Here is a 16,773-nt window from a genome sequence, read left to right on the forward strand (position 1 = left end):
CCTTCCGCGGGCACCAGTTGGGGCGTCTCGGGATGGGCGAGCCGCACCGCGGCGTTCGGGCCGGAGTCGGTGCGGCTTGCCGCCGCCGGGGGCGTGGTCATGCGGTCACCGGCCCTTCCGCGGGCACCAGTTGGGGCGTCTCGATGTGGCCGGCCCGCACCGTGACGATCCGGTCGGCGTACGGCAGCAGGCTCGTGCGGTGGGCCACCACGATCGCGGTGCGGCCCTGCATGAGGCGCACCGTGGCACGGGTGACGGCGGCCTCGCTGTCGGGGTCGAGGTGTGCGGTGGGCTCGTCGAGCAGCAGCACGGGAGCGTTCTTGAGGAAGGCGCGGGCGAGCGCGATGCGCTGGCGCTGACCGGCGGACAGGCCCGCGCCGTGCTCGCCGAGCGGGGTGTCGTAGCCCTGCGGCAGCGCCTCGATGAAGTGGTCGGCGTACGCGTCCCGGGCCGCCTGCCGTACCTCGGCGTCGCTCGCGTCGGGGCGCCCGAGCCGGATGTTGTCCGCGACGGACGCCGCGAACAGGTGCGGCCGCTGCGGCACCCACGCCAGCCCCGCACGCCAGTCGTCGGGGTCGAGGCAGGCCAGATCGGTGCCGCCGACGGTGATCCGGCCCGCCGAGGGTGTCACGAAGCCGAGGAGCAGGGCGAGGAGCGTGGACTTGCCCGCGCCGCTGGGGCCGACCAGGGCGATGTGCTCGCCGGGGCCGACGTGCAGGGACACCTGGTCCAGGGCGGGGGTGGTGCGGCCCGGGTAGTGGACGGTGACGTCCTCGATGTGCAGGGGGGCCGTGCGGGCGTCGGGTGTCGGAAAACGGTCGGCCGGGTGCCCGGCGCCGGCCTCGTCCTCGTCCAGGACCGCGAAGACCTGCTCGGCCACCGTGATGCCCTCGGCGCTCTCGTGGAACGCGGCGCCCATCGCCCGCAGCGGCACATAGGCCTCGGGGGCGAGGAACAGCACGATCAGGGCCGTACGCAGGTTCATCGTGCCGTCCAGCAGCCGCAGTCCGACGGGCACGGCGACCAGTGCCACGGACAGGGTGGCGACCGTCTCCAGGACGAAGGACGACAGGAACGCCACCCGCAGGGTGCGCATCGTGGCCCTGCGGTGGGCGTCGGCCATCTCGCCGACACGCCGGGCCTGGTACTGCTCACGGCCGAACGCGCGCAGCGTCGGCAGCCCGGCCACGACGTCCAGGAAGTGACCGCCGAGCCGGGCCAGCAGCCGCCACTGCTGGGCGGTGCGCCGGGAGGTGTGCAGGCCGACGAGCGCGCCGAAGACCGGGATCAGCGGCAGCGTGACGACGATGATCAGCGCCGAGGACCAGTCGGTCGCGAACAGCCAGGCGAGGACCGTGACGGGTACCACGGCGGCCGCCGCGGTCGTGGGCAGCGAGCCGGTGACGTACGGGTCCAGGGCGTCGAGGCCGCGCAGCAGCAAGGTGGCCGTCTCACCGTGGCGGCGGGACGCCAGCCGGAGCGGCGCGGTGCGGCTGAGCCGGTCCGTGAGCCGCTCGCGCAGCGTGTGCTTGGCGTCGGCGGCGGCGCGGTGCGCGAGCACACCGCGCGTCCAGGCGAGCAGGGCCCGCCCCGCCACGACGGCGCCGAGCGCGGCAGGCAGCCCGAAGCCGGCCTCGTGCCCGGCGAAGCCGTCCGCGAGGACCGTCGCGAGCAGGGTCGCCTGCGCGACGACGAGCCCCGCGGCGAGGAACGCCGTGGCCGTGGAGGTCGCCAAGTGGCGCCGCAGCACGGGCAGTTCCCGCACCAGGCGGCGTTCGACCGGTTTCATGCGCGCTCCCTCCCCGTCCGGCCGCGGCTCACCGACGGTTGCTCAGAAGTAGCTGAGATGACGGCGCCCCGTGCGTCCCCGGAAGGCCCACCAGCTCCACGCCTGGTAGGCGAGGATCGTGGGCACGATGAAGACACCGAAGACACTGAGGATCTTCAGCGTCTCGTGGTCGGTGATGGCGTCGTCGATGTGCAGGCCGTGGCCCGCCTTGGTGATCAGCAGGTACGGGTACTGCCCCGCCCCCAGCAGGAGCACCGGCAGCGCGGTGGCCAGACAGGTGGACACGAACGCGCGGACGTGGTTCCCGGTGGACAGGGACCACCAGGCGGCGCCGTACGCCGCGAAGACGGCGGCGGCGAGGATCACGGAGGTGGTCTTGTTCGTCATGTGGGCGCCCTCGCCGAAGAGGGTGAGCAGCAGGGCGATCAGCCCCGCCACCGCGCTCACGGCGATCAGCCTGCCGCCCAACTGCCGTGCCCTGGCGACCAGTTCGGGCTCCGTGGCGCGTACGGCGACGAAGGCGGCGCCGTGCGCGGCGAACAGCAGCAGGACGGTCGCGCCGCAGGCCGGCACGAACGGGTGGAACACCTCGCCGTACCCGACGTGGAAGGTGCCGTCGGCGCGCCGGGGCACACCGTGCAGGAGCAGGCCCACCACCAGTCCCCAGCACACGGCGGGCACCGCGCCGCCGACGACGACCAGCGCGTCCCAGACGCGCCGGGCGCCCGCACCGCGGGAGCGGCGGCGCAGCTGGACGGCCGCGTTGCCGAGGACCAGCCCGGCGAGGATGGCCACGAGCAGCGGGTACAGGCCGGACAGCAGGTTGCCCTCCAGGTGCGGGAAGGCGCCGAACATCACGCCCGCGAAGGCGACCAGCCACACCTCGTTGCCGAGGAAGAACGGGGCGATGGCGTCCAGCGCGGGGTTCTGGCCGCTCCGCTCGGCCTGCTGATCCTCCCGGGTGCCGCCGAGGAAGGGATGGAGCATCTGTACGCCGTAGTCGTATCCGCCGAGCACGAAGTACCCGGCGAGCATCAGGCCGAGCACGCCCAGCCAGGCGGTCTCCAGACTCATGTCGCTCAACTCTTTCGGTTCGAGGGCCGGTTCAGAACGCCGGGGCGGGCTGCTTGTCGTCGATGCCGCCCACGGGGCCCTCGGGCAGCTCCTCGGGCAGCGGTTCGGTGGCGCCTATCTGGGCCGAGTCGGGGCCGCGTACGGCGAAGCGGGTGATCAGGGTCCAGTTGGTGACCGCCAGCGCGACGAAGATCGCGACGAAGACGGTGCAGGAGGCGATCAGGGAGGTCCTGCTGACGTGGGAGACGGCGTCCTCGACCTTCAACTGGCCGTAGACCAGCCAGGGCTGACGTCCGACCTCGCGCACGACCCAGCCGCCGACCGAGGCGATGAAGGTCAACGGGATCATCGCGACCATCGTCCAGGCGAGCCAGCGCCTGCGCCCCAGCCAGCGCACCAGCCGGTCCTTCAGCAGCAGGAACACGGCGATGAACGTGATGGTCGAGATGGTGTTGCCGATGATCTGCATCGAGTCCATGCCGATGTGCACCCAGCTCTCGTGCGGCACATAGTTGCCCGGCCCGTGCTGCTCGACGAGCCGGCGCTGCGCCTCGGCGACGCCGGAGTCCTTCAGGACGGCGTACTTCATGGGCTGCGTCCGCTTGATCACCGGCAGCTGCAGCTGGCCGACGACGACCACGAAGAAGGAGGCGAGCATGGCCACCCAGGTGCCCAGCCGCAGCGAGCTGCGGAACAGCTCGGTCTCCTCGGTGCCGCGGGCGAAGTGCCAGGCGCTGACGCCGAGCATGAACACACCGCCGGTGGTGAGCGCGGCGAGCACGATGTGTTCGAGGGCGACCAGGGCGTTGGCGTTGGTGAGCAGCGCCCCGAAGTCGGTCAGGTAGGCGGCGTTGCCGCGGACCTCGTAACCGACGGGGTGCTGCAGGAAGCCGTTGGCGACGAGGATGAAGTACCCGGAGGCGTACGCGGTCAGGGCGACCAGCCAGATGAGCGTGACGTGCACGCCCCGGCGCAGCTGGCCCCACCCGAATATCCACATGCCGAGGAACGTGGACTCGGCGAAGAAGGCGATGAGGGTCTCCAGGGCGAGCGGGGCGCCGAAGACGTTGCCCGCGAACTTGCTCAGGCCGCTCCAGCTGAGCCCGAACTGGAACTCCATGACGAGGCCGGTGACGATGCCGACCGCGTAGTTGATGACGTACAGCTGGCCCCAGAAGCGGGTCATGCGCTCGCGCACGGCCCGCTTGGCGGGGTCCTTGGTATAGGCGGCCCGGGTGTGCATGAAGGCCACGAGCGGGACGAGACCCATGGTGAGGATCACGAACAGCCAGTGGATTCCGGTGGTGGCCGCGAACTGGAGCCGGGCCAGATCCGCAGCGCTCATGGCGGGACCTTCCTTGCCGGGGGGTGACGGGAAGAGGACGGATGTGTGCGCGGGGCCCTCGCGTCGCGTGTACAGGCACCGGGCACCGTCGCCCGTCACCTGCGCGGTGACCTCGGTTGAGACCGTAGGAACAATGCTTATGCATTTCCAAGACCGGTTCAGCCATGGGACGATGCCTCGACAGGCATAAGTGAAGGTGGACCGTGGATCTGCTGCAATTGCGCTATTTCCAGGCTGTAGCACGTCTTGAGCACATCAGCCGCGCCGCGGAGGAACTGGGCATCGCGCAGCCCTCGCTCAGCCGCACCATCGCACGCCTGGAGCGCGAGATCGGCTCCCCGCTGTTCGAGCGGCACGGCCGCGGGATCAGGCTCAACGAGTACGGGACGATGTTCCTGCGCCATGTCGACAGCGCCCTCAGCGAGCTCGACGACGGCATCAGGGCCGTCCGCGAGGCCGGTGACCTGGGGCTCGGCCGGGTCAGCATCGCCTGCGAGACCCTGCTGACCATCACCACGGTCCTCGGCAGCTTCCGCGCCGCCCAGCCCCGCGCCGACGTGCGGCTCTTCCAGTCCGACGCGGCGGAGATGGAACGCCGGCTGCGCGTCGGCGAGGTCGACTTCTGCGTCGCCTCCCAGCCGCTGACCGGCCCGAACCTGGAGTCGATCGAGCTGATCCGGGAGGAGGTGCTGCTCGCCGTGCCGCGCGGCCACTGGCTGGACGGCCGGGAGAGCGTGACGATCCGCGAGATCGCCGACGAGCCCTTCGTCACCACCCGCAAGACCCACTGGCAACGCGCCCTGCTGGACCGGCTGTTCGCCTCCGAGGGGCTCACCCCGGTGGTGTCCTGCGAGGGCGACGAGGCGGGCGCGAGCCAGGTGCTGATCAGCGCCGGACTCGGCATCGGCCTGATCCCGGCGATGTCCCGGCAGGCCGGCACCGACACCCGGGTGCCGGTGGCCTGGGTGCACGTGGCCGCCCCCGCCTGCCACCGGGTGCTCACCCTGGTCTGGCGGCGCGACGCCTACCTGTCCGAAGCCGCCCTGAGATTCCGGGAGTTCCTCACTTCCCGGCCGTTCATGACCCACCGTCTGCCCGACCCGCGCCGCCACACGCCCGAGCGGTCCTCAAGCCGAGCTCCACATGGCCGCTGAAAAAATCCTCTGGTACGGTCCGTACCGGTTGGCGAGGTGTCGCGTCCCCACCGACTCTTGAGCAGTACTCCACCCTTCTTCGACGGCCGCCCGGCCGGTGTCCGCGTCACCCTGCGTGCCGCGTGCCGGCCGAGCGCTGGGAGTCCAGCCATGCCCAAGATCACGTATGTCTCCTGCGACGGTGACGAACGGACCGTCGACGTCCCGGTCGGCACCAGCGTCATGCGCGGCGCCGTCTTCAACTACGTCGACGGCATCGTCGCCCAGTGCGGCGGCAACATGCAGTGCGCGACCTGCCACGTCTACGTCGACGGGGCCGCCCTCGACAAGCTGGAACCCCGCGAGCCGGGCGAGGACGGCATGCTCGACTTCACCGCCAGCCCGCGCCGGCCCAACAGCCGGCTCAGCTGCCAGCTGAAGGTGACCGACGCGGTGGACGGACTGATCGTCCACATCCCCGAACGTCAGAACTGACGCGTACGGCGGCCCGACGGCTCACCGACGGCGGTGGCCCTGACGCCGGAGGGTGCTGCTGCTCGTGGTGGATCTGGAGACACGGAAGTTGCCCATCATGCCCATCGCCGCATGGTCGAACACGTGGCAGTGGTACACATACGTGCCCTCGTAGCCCGTGAACGTCGCCTGCAGTTTCACCGTGTCCCCGGGCATCAGGGCAACGGTGTCCTTGAGCCCGTACTCCGGCCCGGACGTCACCGGCTGGCCGTTGCGCTCCAGCACGCGGAACTGCACCAGATGGATGTGGAAGTTGTGCGGGGTGTAGGCATCGCCGTTGTGCACGGTCCAGATCTCCGTGGCACCGTACTCGATCTCGGTGTCGATCCGGTCCATGTCGTACGTCTTGCCGTTGATGTACATGTCCCCGGTCGCACCGGTCTCGTCGATGCTCAGGACGAAGCTGCGGTTGACCGTGGCGCTGCCCAGCGCGGGCAGCGTGCGCAGGGCCGAGGGCACCACACTGGTGTCAGTGGCCGGACCGGTCACCCGGAACTGCAGGATCCTGCCGACCTGGTCGACGGGGTTGCCGGGAAATATCGGTCCGGTGTTGGTGAGGATCAGCTTGGTGCCGGCGGTGTAGCGGGAGAAGTCGATGACGATGTCGGCGCGCTCACCGGGCGACAGGGACACCGACGTCACGTCGAGCGGCTTCTCCAGCAGCCCGCCGTCGGTCCCGATCTGCTGGAAGGACGAACCGTCGGACAACTGCAGCGTGTAGAACCGCATATTGGACGTGTTGAACAGCCGGAAACGGTACTTGCGCGCCTCGACCTCGAAGTACGGCCATGCCTTGCCGTTGGCCAGCTGTACGTTGCGGCTCTTGAAGTCGACCATCTCGTACACGAGTTGGCCGCTGTCGTCGAAGCGCGCGTCCCGCAGCGAGATCGGCACGTCGTAGCGGCCCGAGGGCAGATTCAGGCGCTGCTCCACGTCATCGGTGAGCAGGTACGTGGCGGTCAGCCCGCGGTAGACGGTCTCCGACTCCTGGTGGTGGGCGTGGTCGTGGAACCACAGGTTCGCGTGCGGCTGCTCGTTGGGGTACGTGTAGATCTTCGAGCCGCCCTGCGGCGCGATGAGGTCTCCCGGGGAGCCGTCGCTGCTCTGCGGCACGTGGGCACCGTGCAGGTGGATCGAGGTGGGCACGCTCAGCTGGTTGGTCTGCCGGACCACGACGCGCCGGCCGGAGACCGCCTTGATGACGGGCCCCGGGAAGCTCCCGTTGAACGTGTAGACCCGGGTGGTCCGCCCGGGCAGGATCTCCGCGTCCGCTTCCTCGACGCTGATGTCGTAGTAGCTGGTCGTGCCCAGGTCGCACACCGGCTGCAGCACCTCGGGCACCGGCATCGCCTGCGCGAACTGCGGGATGGTGGTCGGGTCCAGATCGGTGGCATGTGCGGACCCGGCCACGGCGGGCACCAGCAGACCCGCACCACCGAGGGCGCCGGTCAGCGCCGCCCCCGCCTTCAGGACGGTTCTGCGCTGGATCATGTCCCCTCCCCGTGGGGTGTCGCGTGTGATGGAAGTTCAAAGACGTGGCAGAGCATTGCACTACTGCGCTCAGGGAACTCTGGAGTGCCGCTGGATGAGGCGGGTGCGGCGGCAGCCGTGCGGCCGAGGTGTCACGCGGCCGCGAGGGCCACGACCGCCTCGACCACGGACGCGTGCGGCGAGGGCTCATGGAAGCCCACGACCTCGAAACCCGCCGCCGTGAGCAGCGCCTCGTACTCCGCGCGCGTGCGGCCCCTGCCGTTCAGGACCGTCATCATCAGCATGTCGACCGTCTTGCCGGGGTGGGGCTCGTTGCCCGCCGGGATCATCGCGTTGACGACGAGGAGCCGCCCGTGCGCGGGCATGGCCCTGGCGCACGAGCGCAGGATGCGCAGGCATTCCTCGTCCGGCCAGCTGGCCAGCACCTGCTTGAGGAGGTACACGTCGGCGCCGGACGGCACGGAGACGAAGAAGTCCCCGGACTCGGCCCGCCAGCGGCCGGCCAGCTCCGGGGCGTCGAGGACATGCCCGGCCACCACGTTCTCCCGGTCGAACAGGACCCCCGTCAGATGCGGGTTGCGCCGCAGCACCGAGCGCAGCAGGCCGCCGCGCCCGCCGCCCACGTCGACGACGCTCCTGTCCCGCGAGAAGTCGCAGGCCTCGGCCACGTCGTCGCTCAGCGCGTCGGAGAACGCCGCCATGCTGGAGTTGAAGGCCCTGCCGAAGTCCCGGTCGGCGGCTACGTGGTCGTAGAACGAAACGCCGTACAGCGTCTCGAAGGCGGTGGTGCCGGTGCGCACCGCGTCGTGCAGCCGGCCCGCCGACTCCCAGAAGGGCGCCTCACCGCGCACCAGGAGGTAGTCGCGCAGCGATCGCTCCGCGTCCGTGCGCAGCGGCTCGGCGAGCGGAGTGAGGTGGAAACGGCCCGCCTCGTCCTCGCGGAAGACCCCCTTGGTGGCGAGGAACCGCAGCAGCCGGTACAGGTGCGGCGCGTGGGCGCCCACGGCCGGGGCGAGTTCCTCGGCCGTGCGTGGCCCGTCCACCAGATGGTCGGCGACGCCGAACCGCGCGGCACTGTGCAGCGCCGCCGAGTACACGTATCCCAGGGCGAGTTCGACCAGTTCACCCGCCTCTGTGGCGCCGGACGACGCCCGGACGTCCGCGGTTTCGGGGTGAGCGCCTGCCATCGACAATGCCTCTCTCTCATCCGATGTCATCGACCTGGTGTGTGCGTCCCGGCCTCTGTCCGGCCGGTCGCACTCCGCTTGAGGAAGACCGGAGTACGGCCCCCCGGCAAGCACTTCTCGACGGGCCTGCGAGCCGCGCGGACGATGATGGAACCCGTACGGCCCGAACGTGCCGCTCGGCGACGTTTCCTACCGACACCTGGGGGTTTGATGTCCGCAAAAGCCGACATAGGACGCGTGTATTCGGCGGTGTCGGAAGCGGCTGGGCTGCTGGACATACCCTGCTCGCACGACAGGATGTGGCCCGCCCTGACCGCGTTCCAGGACGTCATCGCCTCCCCCCTCGTCTTCAACATGGTGACCAGTGGGGGCCACATCGGCGAGATGTCCTTCGACTTCATGATGTCTCCGAGCGCCGGGGACCCCTACGCGCACGCCCTGGCGCACGGCCTGGTCGAGGAGACGGACCATCCCGTCCGCGGCCTCTTCCCGGACATCCAGGCGCGCTTGCCCGTGCAGAGCTTCGGCGTCGACTACGGAATCACCCGCGGCTTCAACAAGGCCTACGCCTTCTTCCCGCTGAGCGATCTGCAGGGACTGGCCCGGCTCGCCGAAATCCCGTCCATGCCCCGCGCCCTGTCCGACAACGCGGGCACGTTCGCCGCGTACGGCCTGGACGACAAGGTGTCGGCCATCGCGATCGACTACCGGCGCAGGACGTGGAACGTGTACTTCAACGGCCTCTCCGCCGAACACGTCGGGCGCACGACCGTCCTGCCGATGCTCCGCGAATTCGGTCTGCCGGAGCCGAGCGAGCGGATGCTGGACTTCATCGAGACCTCGTCGGCGCTGTACCCCACCTTCCGCTGGGACGGCACGAAGACCGAGCGGATCAGCTTCTCCACGCGGACCACGGACCCGGCGGCACTTCCCGCCCGCGTCGAGCCGCAACTGGAGAAGTTCGCCAGGAGCGCGCCGTACACGTACGAGGGTGACCGTGTCCTCGTCTACGCCGGCGCCCTGTCGCCCGGCGAGGAGTACTACAAGCTCGCCGCCTACTACCAGATGGCCGCCGAAGCGCACGACCGGGTCCGCGCCGCGAGCTGAGGCGGACCGAGGGCCGTTCGCCCACCGAGGTCGCCGACGCGGTCGTCCCCACCGACGACCCGGTTCACCCATCAGAGCCGCCCGCCGCCGCCCGGCGACGCCAGGGCCAGCAGCAGCTCTTTGACCTCGGTCGCCGCATAGCGTTCGCGGGCGCCGCGGGGGTCGGAGCACAGCAGTACCGGGCCGTCCTGCGGGTCGGCGGGCAGTCGGCCGTGGGTGCCGCGTACGGCGGCGGCGCCCGCGTCCAGGCCGATCGCGTTCATCAGGTACCGCATGCCCAGCTTCTTGCGTGCCAGCGCCATCGCGGTCCGGGCCTTGGCGGCGAGGGGCGCCGCGGGGTCGAAGAACAGCTCGGCGGGGTCGTAGCCGGGCTTGCGGTGGATCTCCACCAGCCGGGCGAAGTCCGGGGCGCGGTCGTCGTCGAGCCAGTAGTAGTAGGTGAACCAGGCGTCCGGCTCGGCGACGAGAACGAGGTCCCCGGCCCGCGGATGGTCCAGACCCTGCGCCGCCTTCTCCTCCTGGCCGAGCACCTCGGCGACGCCGGGCAGGCCGGCGCAGAGCTTGCGCACCAGGGGCAGGTCCTCGGGATCGGCGACGTATACGTGCGCGATCTGGTGGTCGGCGACGGCGAACGCGCGCGACGTCCACGGGTCCAGGTACTCCATGCCGGCCTGGGTGTGCACGCGCAGCAGGTTCTCGCGGCGCAGCGCGCGGTTGACGTCGACGGGACGACTGGCCGGGGTGATGCCGTACTCCGACAGCGCCACCACGGTCGCGCCGCGCTCGCGGGCCGCGTCGAGCAGCGGCCCGAGCACCTTGTCCAGGCGCGCCGCGGCGGACGCGGCCTTGCGCCCGTACGGGCCGAACCGCTGCAGGTCGTAGTCGAGGTGCGGTACGTACACCAGCGTCAGGTCCGGATCGTGACGCGCCATGATCTGCTGCGCGGCGCGGCAGATCCACTCGGACGAGGCCAGGCCCGCGCCCGGACCCCAGTAGCTGAACAGCGGGAACGTACCCAGCGAGGCGGTGAGTTCGTCGTGCAGTTCCGGGGGATCGGTGTAGCAGTCGGGGTCCTTGCGGCCGTCGGCGTGGTAGACCGGGCGCGGGGTCACCGTCCAGTCGGTGTCCGCCCCCATCGCGTACCACCAGCAGATGTTGGCGACCGTGTACCCGGGATGGCGGCGGCGTGCCGCGTCCCACAGCTTGTCCCCGCCCACGAGCGCGTTGTGCTGGCGCCACAGCAGGACTTCGCCGAGGTCGCGGAAGTACCAGCCGTTGCCGACGATGCCGTGCTCGCTCGGCGGTGCGCCGGTGAGCAGCGTGGCCTGCACGGAGCAGGTGACCGCGGGCAGGACCGGGGCGAGCTGGGCCTGCCAGCCCGTGCGGGCGATCGCGGCCAGCCGCGGCATGTGCCTGAGCAGACGCGGAGTGAGCCCGACGACGTCGAGCACGACGAGAGGGGTGGGCCGGGGGGTCACTGGATCATCTCCCTCACGAGTTGTTCACGCAGGCCCAGGGCGAGCAGTTCGTCCCGGGCGAAGGCCACCTCGGCGGCGATGCCCTCGGCCAACCGGTCGGGGCCGGTGGGACGTTGGTCCGGCGGCAGCACGTTCCAGGTGTACGTCTCCACCTCCAGGTGGTCGCATACGGCCGTGTCGCCGCCGACGAGCCCGGCCAGCGCACCGCGCAGCACGTCGAGGGTGGCGTGCAGCGGCGGCTGCGGGGCGGCGTGCAGCGGCACGTGGTAGTGCACCCGCCACGGCCCCGGAAAGCCGGCGTCGAGCGCCTCGGGAAGGTCGTCGGCGGCCTGCCCGGCGGCGGAGCGGGTCTGGTGCAGGAACCGGGGTTCGGCGTACCCGCGCAGCGCGGCGCCCGTCGCGGCCTGCTCCGGATGGTCGGCGCCGAGGGCGGCGGACACCTGCACCTTCACCACCGGCAGGCCCGCCCCGGCCAGCCGGGCCAGCGCGGCGCCCGGGTCCTCCCACCCGCACGCCAGGTGAGCCAGGTCCAGGCACACGCCGAGGTAACGGGTGTCGATGCCGGACAGCCCGGCAACCACCTGCTCGGTGGTCTCCATGACGCAGCCGGGTTCCGGCTCGAACCCGACGCGGATCAGCCGCCCGGTGCGCGCGTGCACGGCCGCCAGCCGGTCCGCCAGCTCGGCGAGTCGCCGCCCGGCCGCCGCCCGGTGCCGCGCCGTCCAGGGCGTGCGCCAGGCCAGCGGCAGCGTGGACACCGAGCCGCGGGCGGCGTCGTCGGGAAGCAGCCCGGCCAGCACCCGGGCCAGGTCGACCGTGTAGTCCATGCGTTCGCCGGTCAGCCAGTCCGGCCGGTACACGGCGTGCTTGACCACCGGGGCGTGGAAGGCGCCGTAGGGGAAGCCGTTGAGGGTGACGACCTCCAGCCCGCGCGCGTCGAGGTCCCGGCGCAGCCCGGCCAGCGCGGCGGGGTCGGCGGCGAGCTGCGCGGCGACGGGCGCGGCCAGCCACAGCCCGACCCCGAGCCGGTCGGCGCCCAGCACCCGGCGTGCACTCACCGCGTACGTGTCGAGCTGCCCGACGATCTCGGGCAGGTCCTCGCCGGCGTGGACGTTGGTGCAGTAACCGAGGTGAATCGTCTGCCCGTCCCGATGCCGCAGCCGCATCAGCTGCCCCCGCGGGCGATGGAGTTGCCGGCGAACACCGGGGCCGGCACGTTCGCCCCGGACGCCGCCCCGGCCTCCGTCCCGGCGATCTCCAGCCGTCCGGACTGGCCGTAGAACTCCACAGGGTTGCGCCACAGCACCCGGTCCACGTCGTCGTCGGTGAAGCCGGCGGCCAGCATGGCCTGCCCCGTGCTCCGGGTGAGCAGCGGGTCGCTGCGGCCCCAGTCTGCGGCGGAGTTCACCAGCATCCGGTCCGGCCCGTACGCGCGCAGCACCGCCGCCATGCGGTCCGGCGACATCTTGGTGTCCGGGTAGATGGAGAACCCCATCCAGCAGCCGCTGTCGGCGACCAGGCCCACGGTCACCTCGTTGAGATGGTCGACGACGACCCGTCCGGGCTCGATGCCGGACTCCCTCAGCACGTCCAGCGTGCGCCGGGTGCCGCGCTGCTTGTCGCGGTGCGGGGTGTGCACCAGCACCGGCAGACCGTGCTCGACGGCCAGTTGGAGCTGGGCCGCGAACACCTCGTCCTCCTCCGGCGTCATCGAGTCGTAGCCGACCTCGCCCACCGCCACCACCCCGTCCATCGCCAGGTAGCGCGGCAGCACACCGAGCACCTCGCGGCAGCGCGGGTCGTTGGCCTCCTTGGGGTTCAGCGCGATGGCACAGTGATGGCGGATGCCGAACTGGCTCGCGCGGAACGGCTCCCAGCCGGTCAGCGCGTCGAAGTAGTCGGTGAACGACCCGGCGTTGGTGCGCGGCTGGCCGAGCCAGAAGGCCGGCTCGACCAGTGCGCGCACCCCGGCCGCCGCCATGCGCTCGTAGTCGTCGGTGGTCCGAGAGGTCATGTGGATGTGTGGGTCGAAGATGCGCATCAGACTGCCTCCTCCTCGCGCTCGCCGGGCCGTGCCGGTGCCCGCTCGCCGGACCGGGCCGGCATCGGGTCGCCGATCAGCGCCAGCAGGGCGACCGCGTCGTCGGGCATGGTCCGTCCGGCGGCACGCCGTTCGTCGTCCAGGTCGGCCAGCATCCGGGCCAGTTCGCCGTCGGCGCGCCGGTCCAGATCGGCCACCGCGGTCAGTGATATCTCCATGAACACGCACTTGAGTACGGCCTGCCGCCACATCCCGTCGTCGAGATGGCGGGCATACGGTCCTACGGCGGCCGCGACCAGCCGCGGGTCGTTGGTGCGGATCGCGTCGTGCAGCAGGTCCACCGCGCCGGACCCGATGTCCAGGCCGGGCAGGGCGCGGAGCACCGCGCGCTTCTCGGCCGCACCGCCGTACCGGTACAGCGTGCCGACCTGCTCGGCCAGCGCCGCGCCGCCCAGCGGCAGCGCGGTCAGCAGCAGGACACGGGCTGCGTCGTCGACGGTCCAGCCCGCCGGTCCGGGGCCGGTGCGGGGGAGCGGGCCCCGGCCGCACCGCCTGCCCACGGCGGGGAACAGCGCGGCGATCGCGGCCGGGTCCTGCGTCACCCGCCGCTCGGCCTCGTCCAGCCACGCCGGGTCCGCGACCCGGTCCTTCAGGTCTTCGAGTATGTCTACCAGTGCGTCTGTGCGATGTCCGCCGGTCACTGCGGGACCTCCTCCGCTTCACGGGTTGAGCCCAGAGCCTCGGCCGCGGCGCGGGCGGCGGTGAGGAACGCCAGCGAGTCGCGTGCGACCGTGGGCGCGGCATGGGAGTGGCGGGGCAGCTCCACGGCCGTCAGCCCGCCGTACCCGGCTTCGGCGAGGGCGCGCAGCGCGGGCGGGAACTCGATCTCGCCGGTCCCGAACTCCAGGTGCTCGTGCACACCCCGCCGCATGTCGTCGATCTGCACGTTGACGATGTGCGGACCGGCCATGGCCACGCAGTCCGCCACCGGCCGCGGCTCGACGCACCGCAGGTGCCCGATGTCGAGGGTGAGGCCGAAGCAGCCCGGCGCGCCGAGCCTGCCGCGCAGCGTGAACCAGTCGTCGATCGTCTCCACCAGCATGCCGGGCTCCGGTTCAAAACCCAGCCGCACACCCGCCGCGTCCGCCGCGGCCACCACCTCGGCGCAGCCCCGCACCAGGCGGTCCCAGGCCCGCTCCCGCGGCACCGCGGCGGGCCGGACACCGGCCCAGAACGAGACGGCCTCCGCCCCCAGGTCCGCTGCGATGCGTACGGCCCGCCGCAGGAAGTCCAGCCGGAGCGCGGGTTCGTCGTCGAGCAGGGTCGGGGCGTGCTTGTGCCACGGGTCGAGCAGGTACCGGGCACCGGTTTCGACGACGACGCCGAGCCCGAGCCGGTCCAGCCGCGCCGCCAGGGCCTCGGTGCGGCGGGGCAGGTCCTCGGCGAACGGGTCGAGGTGGTGGTGGTCGAGGGTGAGCGCGACGCCTTCGTAGCCGAGATCGGCGATGACGGCGAGCGCATCCTCCAGCCGGTGGTTGGCGAACCCGTTGGTGCCGTACCCGAACCGCACGGTGGTCCCGGCGGCGCTCATGTCGGCGACACCCTGCCGGCCAGGGCCCGGCCGAGCGGTGCGCAGGCGGCCACCGCAGCGGCGGCGCCGGGACGCGCCGACCGCGCGACGAGCGCGCCCTGCAGCGCGGGCAGGCCGGTGATCCCGGCCGCGACCGCCGCCCGTACGCTGCCGGCGTCCGGCGTGGCCAGCGCCTTGACCTGGGCGTCCCCGTACCCGGCCGCGTACCAGGCGGCCAGCGACCGGACCAGCCCGGGCCGCGGCGCCCGCCCCGAGGCCGCGAGGGCGACCCCGGCCGTCCCGACCAGCGTCGCGCCCGGCAGCAGCCGGCCGGCGCCGGTCACCTCCCGGCGCGACAGGGCGGTGACCGTGTACGTGTGCGCGGCGACGGTGAGGGCCGGCGCGAGCGCGCGCCGCCAGCCGCCCCGGCGCGCACTGGCGCCGAGGAGCACGTCGAGTCCGCGGCAGGCGGCCATGGCGGCGGGGCCGGCCGCGGTGCCCTTCAGCTTCAGGTCGTACGCCCACACCGCGCCGGTCAGCGGCACCGCCACCGCGAGCGCCCGGCGGCCGCCGGCCAGGCCGGACAGGGCGAGCCCGGCCGCGCTGAGCCCGGCCGCGACGCCCAGGGCGGCGCGCGGCGCCACCCGGCCGGACGGGATCGGCCGGCCGGGACGCTCCCCGGCGTCCAGGTCCCGGTCCGCCCAGTCGTTGGCCGCCATCCCCGCCCAGTACAGGCAGACCGCGGCCGCGGACAGTCCGGCCGTACGCGGCCCGAGGGCGCCCGCGGCGGCGGCGCCGGCCATGGCGTCCCCGGGTACCGACAGCGCGGCGGGCGCGCGGACCAGCTCCATGAGGTCCCGTGGCGTGGTCATCGGCCGCCGCCGGTCTCGGCCGCGAGCCCGGCCAGGTACGTGCGCAGCGCCTCCCACTGGGCGTGCAGCGCGTGGTCGACGTCGCCCAGCGGGTCCTTGAAGAAGTACGCGAGCGGCGCCAGCGGGCCGGTGTCCCCGGCCGCGTGCGCGGCCAGGGTGATCCGGGCCAGGTCGAGAACGAGCGGGGCCGCGAGGGCCGAGTCGCAGCCCTGCCAGGTGAACTGCATGCACATGCCCGTGCCGAGGAAGCCGTCGAACGTGATCAGGTCCCACGCCGTCTTGAAGTCGCCGATGTCGGCCACGTAGTCGATGCGGGTGTCGCCGTCGGGCGCGTAGCCGAGGGTTTCGTGCAGCACCCGCTGCTTGCTGGCCGTCTTCGCGGCGTTGGCCCGCGGGTCCGTCAGGCTGGCGCCGTCCCCGCCGCCGAGCAGGTTGATGCCCGACCAGGAGCGGACCGCGAGGTTGCGCATCGCGAACATGGGCGCGAGCACCGACTTCAGCAGCGTCTCGCCGGTCTTGCCGTCGTGGCCGGCGTAGGGCAGGCCACGCTCGGCCGCGAGGTCGGCCAGGGCCGGCAGCCGGGCCCCGGTGGAGGGGGTGAAGTCCACGTACGAGCAGCCCGCGTCGAACGCGGCGTAGGCGTACAGCGAGCTGGGCGGCAGCACCGTGCCCGGCGCGGCCATCGCGGCGGCCAGCGTGCCGAGGTCGGCGTGCGCGGGGTGCCGTGGGGGAGCGGGTTCGGTGGAGGACACGTTGACCACCACGACCCGGTCGAGGCGGTGCCGCGCGGCGAACGCCTTGATGTCGGCCGAGATCAGCGCGGCGGCCTCGGCCTGCGTGGCGCCGGCCGGGGCGTGCCGCAGGTTCGCCTCCACCTCGTCGAGGTCCTGCTCCAGCGCCTGCACCAGCCGGGCCGGCACGATGCCGGCGGCGGCCAGCTGCTCGGCCTTCTTGGTCAGCGGGTCCTGGGTCACGTCGTGACCGCCGAAGACCAGGTCGCCGTAGCCGGGCAGGGCCGACACGTCCAGCGCGGGATGGGCGGTCACGCAGCCCACCGGGTCGGCCAGCCCGGCGCGCAGCGCGAGCGCTCCGACCACGCTGGTGGTGGCGACGGATCCTCGGGCGCCGATCAGCCAGATGCCAGCACGCACG

Annotated in this window: 15 protein-coding genes; 3 read left to right on the top strand and 12 right to left on the bottom strand. The window is 72.3% G+C overall.

Annotated elements, in window-relative coordinates; translation table 11 throughout:
- Positions 1 to 97 precede the first annotated feature (97 nt).
- From cydD to O1G22_RS43960, 3 genes are read right to left on the bottom strand one after another with little or no spacing between them, the layout of a single operon-like run.
- Positions 98 to 1,789: a thiol reductant ABC exporter subunit CydD gene (gene cydD, locus O1G22_RS43950; RefSeq protein ID WP_270086867.1), complete on the bottom strand. Its 1,692-nt coding sequence runs from the start codon at positions 1,787 to 1,789 to the stop codon at positions 98 to 100.
- A 42-nt stretch (positions 1,790 to 1,831) separates the two neighbouring features.
- Entirely contained in the window at positions 1,832 to 2,863 is a 1,032-nt protein-coding gene (gene cydB, locus O1G22_RS43955) for a cytochrome d ubiquinol oxidase subunit II (protein ID WP_270086868.1), read from the bottom strand.
- A gap of 31 nt (positions 2,864 to 2,894) precedes the next feature.
- Entirely contained in the window at positions 2,895 to 4,208 is a 1,314-nt protein-coding gene (locus O1G22_RS43960; protein ID WP_270086869.1) for a cytochrome ubiquinol oxidase subunit I, read from the bottom strand.
- A gap of 203 nt (positions 4,209 to 4,411) precedes the next feature.
- On the opposite strand from O1G22_RS43960, the gene O1G22_RS43965 reads away from it, so the two are divergent.
- Together O1G22_RS43965 and O1G22_RS43970 are read left to right on the top strand one after the other, a co-directional pair.
- Positions 4,412 to 5,362: a LysR family transcriptional regulator gene (locus O1G22_RS43965; RefSeq protein WP_270086870.1), complete on the top strand. Its 951-nt coding sequence runs from the start codon at positions 4,412 to 4,414 to the stop codon at positions 5,360 to 5,362.
- A 150-nt stretch (positions 5,363 to 5,512) separates the two neighbouring features.
- Positions 5,513 to 5,836 carry a 2Fe-2S iron-sulfur cluster-binding protein gene (locus tag O1G22_RS43970; protein ID WP_225102092.1) on the top strand — a complete coding sequence of 108 codons (324 nt, stop codon included), beginning with the start codon at positions 5,513 to 5,515 and terminating at the stop codon, positions 5,834 to 5,836.
- A 21-nt stretch (positions 5,837 to 5,857) separates the two neighbouring features.
- On the opposite strand, the gene O1G22_RS43975 is transcribed toward O1G22_RS43970, so the two are convergent.
- Both O1G22_RS43975 and O1G22_RS43980 read right to left on the bottom strand, forming a co-directional pair.
- Positions 5,858 to 7,366, bottom strand: a complete 1,509-nt coding sequence (locus O1G22_RS43975) for a multicopper oxidase family protein (protein WP_270086871.1) — start codon at positions 7,364 to 7,366, stop codon at positions 5,858 to 5,860.
- Positions 7,367 to 7,497: 131 nt separating this feature from the next.
- The gene (locus O1G22_RS43980; protein ID WP_270086872.1) at positions 7,498 to 8,553 is read right to left on the bottom strand and encodes a methyltransferase; all 1,056 of its coding nucleotides are present in this window, start codon (positions 8,551 to 8,553) and stop codon (positions 7,498 to 7,500) included.
- Positions 8,554 to 8,763: 210 nt separating this feature from the next.
- Between O1G22_RS43980 and O1G22_RS43985 the strand changes: the two genes are divergently transcribed.
- Complete coding sequence (locus O1G22_RS43985; RefSeq protein WP_270086873.1) at positions 8,764 to 9,660, top strand: aromatic prenyltransferase; 897 nt, start codon at positions 8,764 to 8,766, stop codon at positions 9,658 to 9,660.
- Positions 9,661 to 9,731: 71 nt separating this feature from the next.
- Here the strand turns inward: O1G22_RS43985 and O1G22_RS43990 are convergent, their stop codons facing one another.
- Genes O1G22_RS43990 through O1G22_RS44020 form a run of 7 tightly spaced genes read right to left on the bottom strand, consistent with a single transcriptional unit; the run spans position 9,732 to position 16,772 of the window.
- Positions 9,732 to 11,138, bottom strand: a complete 1,407-nt coding sequence (locus tag O1G22_RS43990) for an alkaline phosphatase family protein (protein WP_270086874.1) — start codon at positions 11,136 to 11,138, stop codon at positions 9,732 to 9,734.
- Complete coding sequence (gene eboE / locus O1G22_RS43995; RefSeq protein ID WP_270086875.1) at positions 11,135 to 12,304, bottom strand: metabolite traffic protein EboE; 1,170 nt, start codon at positions 12,302 to 12,304, stop codon at positions 11,135 to 11,137. The genes O1G22_RS43990 and eboE overlap by 4 nt, the downstream gene beginning before the upstream one ends.
- Entirely contained in the window at positions 12,304 to 13,179 is an 876-nt protein-coding gene (locus O1G22_RS44000) for a TatD family hydrolase (protein WP_270086876.1), read from the bottom strand. Before O1G22_RS44000 ends, eboE begins: the two co-directional genes overlap by 1 nt.
- Positions 13,179 to 13,880 (bottom strand): EboA domain-containing protein, encoded by a 702-nt coding sequence (locus O1G22_RS44005; RefSeq protein ID WP_270086877.1) that lies wholly within the window; start codon positions 13,878 to 13,880, stop codon positions 13,179 to 13,181. The genes O1G22_RS44000 and O1G22_RS44005 overlap by 1 nt, the downstream gene beginning before the upstream one ends.
- On the bottom strand, positions 13,877 to 14,770 hold the full coding sequence (locus O1G22_RS44010) for a sugar phosphate isomerase/epimerase family protein (protein ID WP_270086878.1): 894 nt from the start codon (positions 14,768 to 14,770) through the stop codon (positions 13,877 to 13,879). The genes O1G22_RS44005 and O1G22_RS44010 overlap by 4 nt, the downstream gene beginning before the upstream one ends.
- Complete coding sequence (locus O1G22_RS44015) at positions 14,767 to 15,621, bottom strand: SCO3242 family prenyltransferase (protein WP_270086879.1); 855 nt, start codon at positions 15,619 to 15,621, stop codon at positions 14,767 to 14,769. The genes O1G22_RS44010 and O1G22_RS44015 overlap by 4 nt, the downstream gene beginning before the upstream one ends.
- Positions 15,618 to 16,772, bottom strand: a complete 1,155-nt coding sequence (locus tag O1G22_RS44020) for an inositol-3-phosphate synthase (RefSeq protein ID WP_270086880.1) — start codon at positions 16,770 to 16,772, stop codon at positions 15,618 to 15,620. The genes O1G22_RS44015 and O1G22_RS44020 overlap by 4 nt, the downstream gene beginning before the upstream one ends.
- Position 16,773 lies beyond the last annotated feature (1 nt).

The organism is Streptomyces camelliae, assembly GCF_027625935.1.
GTDB classification, from domain to species: Bacteria; Actinomycetota; Actinomycetes; order Streptomycetales; family Streptomycetaceae; genus Streptomyces; species Streptomyces camelliae.

Coding starts and splice junctions, on each gene's coding strand:
- O1G22_RS43970 (WP_225102092.1), top strand. CDS start 5,513: ATGCCCAAGATCACGTATGTCTCCTGCGACGGTGACGAACGGACCGTC.
- O1G22_RS44015 (WP_270086879.1), bottom strand. CDS start 15,621: ATGACCACGCCACGGGACCTCATGGAGCTGGTCCGCGCGCCCGCCGCG.
- cydB (WP_270086868.1), bottom strand. CDS start 2,863: ATGAGTCTGGAGACCGCCTGGCTGGGCGTGCTCGGCCTGATGCTCGCC.
- eboE (WP_270086875.1), bottom strand. CDS start 12,304: ATGCGGCTGCGGCATCGGGACGGGCAGACGATTCACCTCGGTTACTGC.
- O1G22_RS44000 (WP_270086876.1), bottom strand. CDS start 13,179: ATGCGCATCTTCGACCCACACATCCACATGACCTCTCGGACCACCGAC.
- O1G22_RS43985 (WP_270086873.1), top strand. CDS start 8,764: ATGTCCGCAAAAGCCGACATAGGACGCGTGTATTCGGCGGTGTCGGAA.
- cydD (WP_270086867.1), bottom strand. CDS start 1,789: ATGAAACCGGTCGAACGCCGCCTGGTGCGGGAACTGCCCGTGCTGCGG.
- O1G22_RS44010 (WP_270086878.1), bottom strand. CDS start 14,770: ATGAGCGCCGCCGGGACCACCGTGCGGTTCGGGTACGGCACCAACGGG.
- O1G22_RS43960 (WP_270086869.1), bottom strand. CDS start 4,208: ATGAGCGCTGCGGATCTGGCCCGGCTCCAGTTCGCGGCCACCACCGGA.
- O1G22_RS43980 (WP_270086872.1), bottom strand. CDS start 8,553: ATGGCAGGCGCTCACCCCGAAACCGCGGACGTCCGGGCGTCGTCCGGC.
- O1G22_RS43975 (WP_270086871.1), bottom strand. CDS start 7,366: ATGATCCAGCGCAGAACCGTCCTGAAGGCGGGGGCGGCGCTGACCGGC.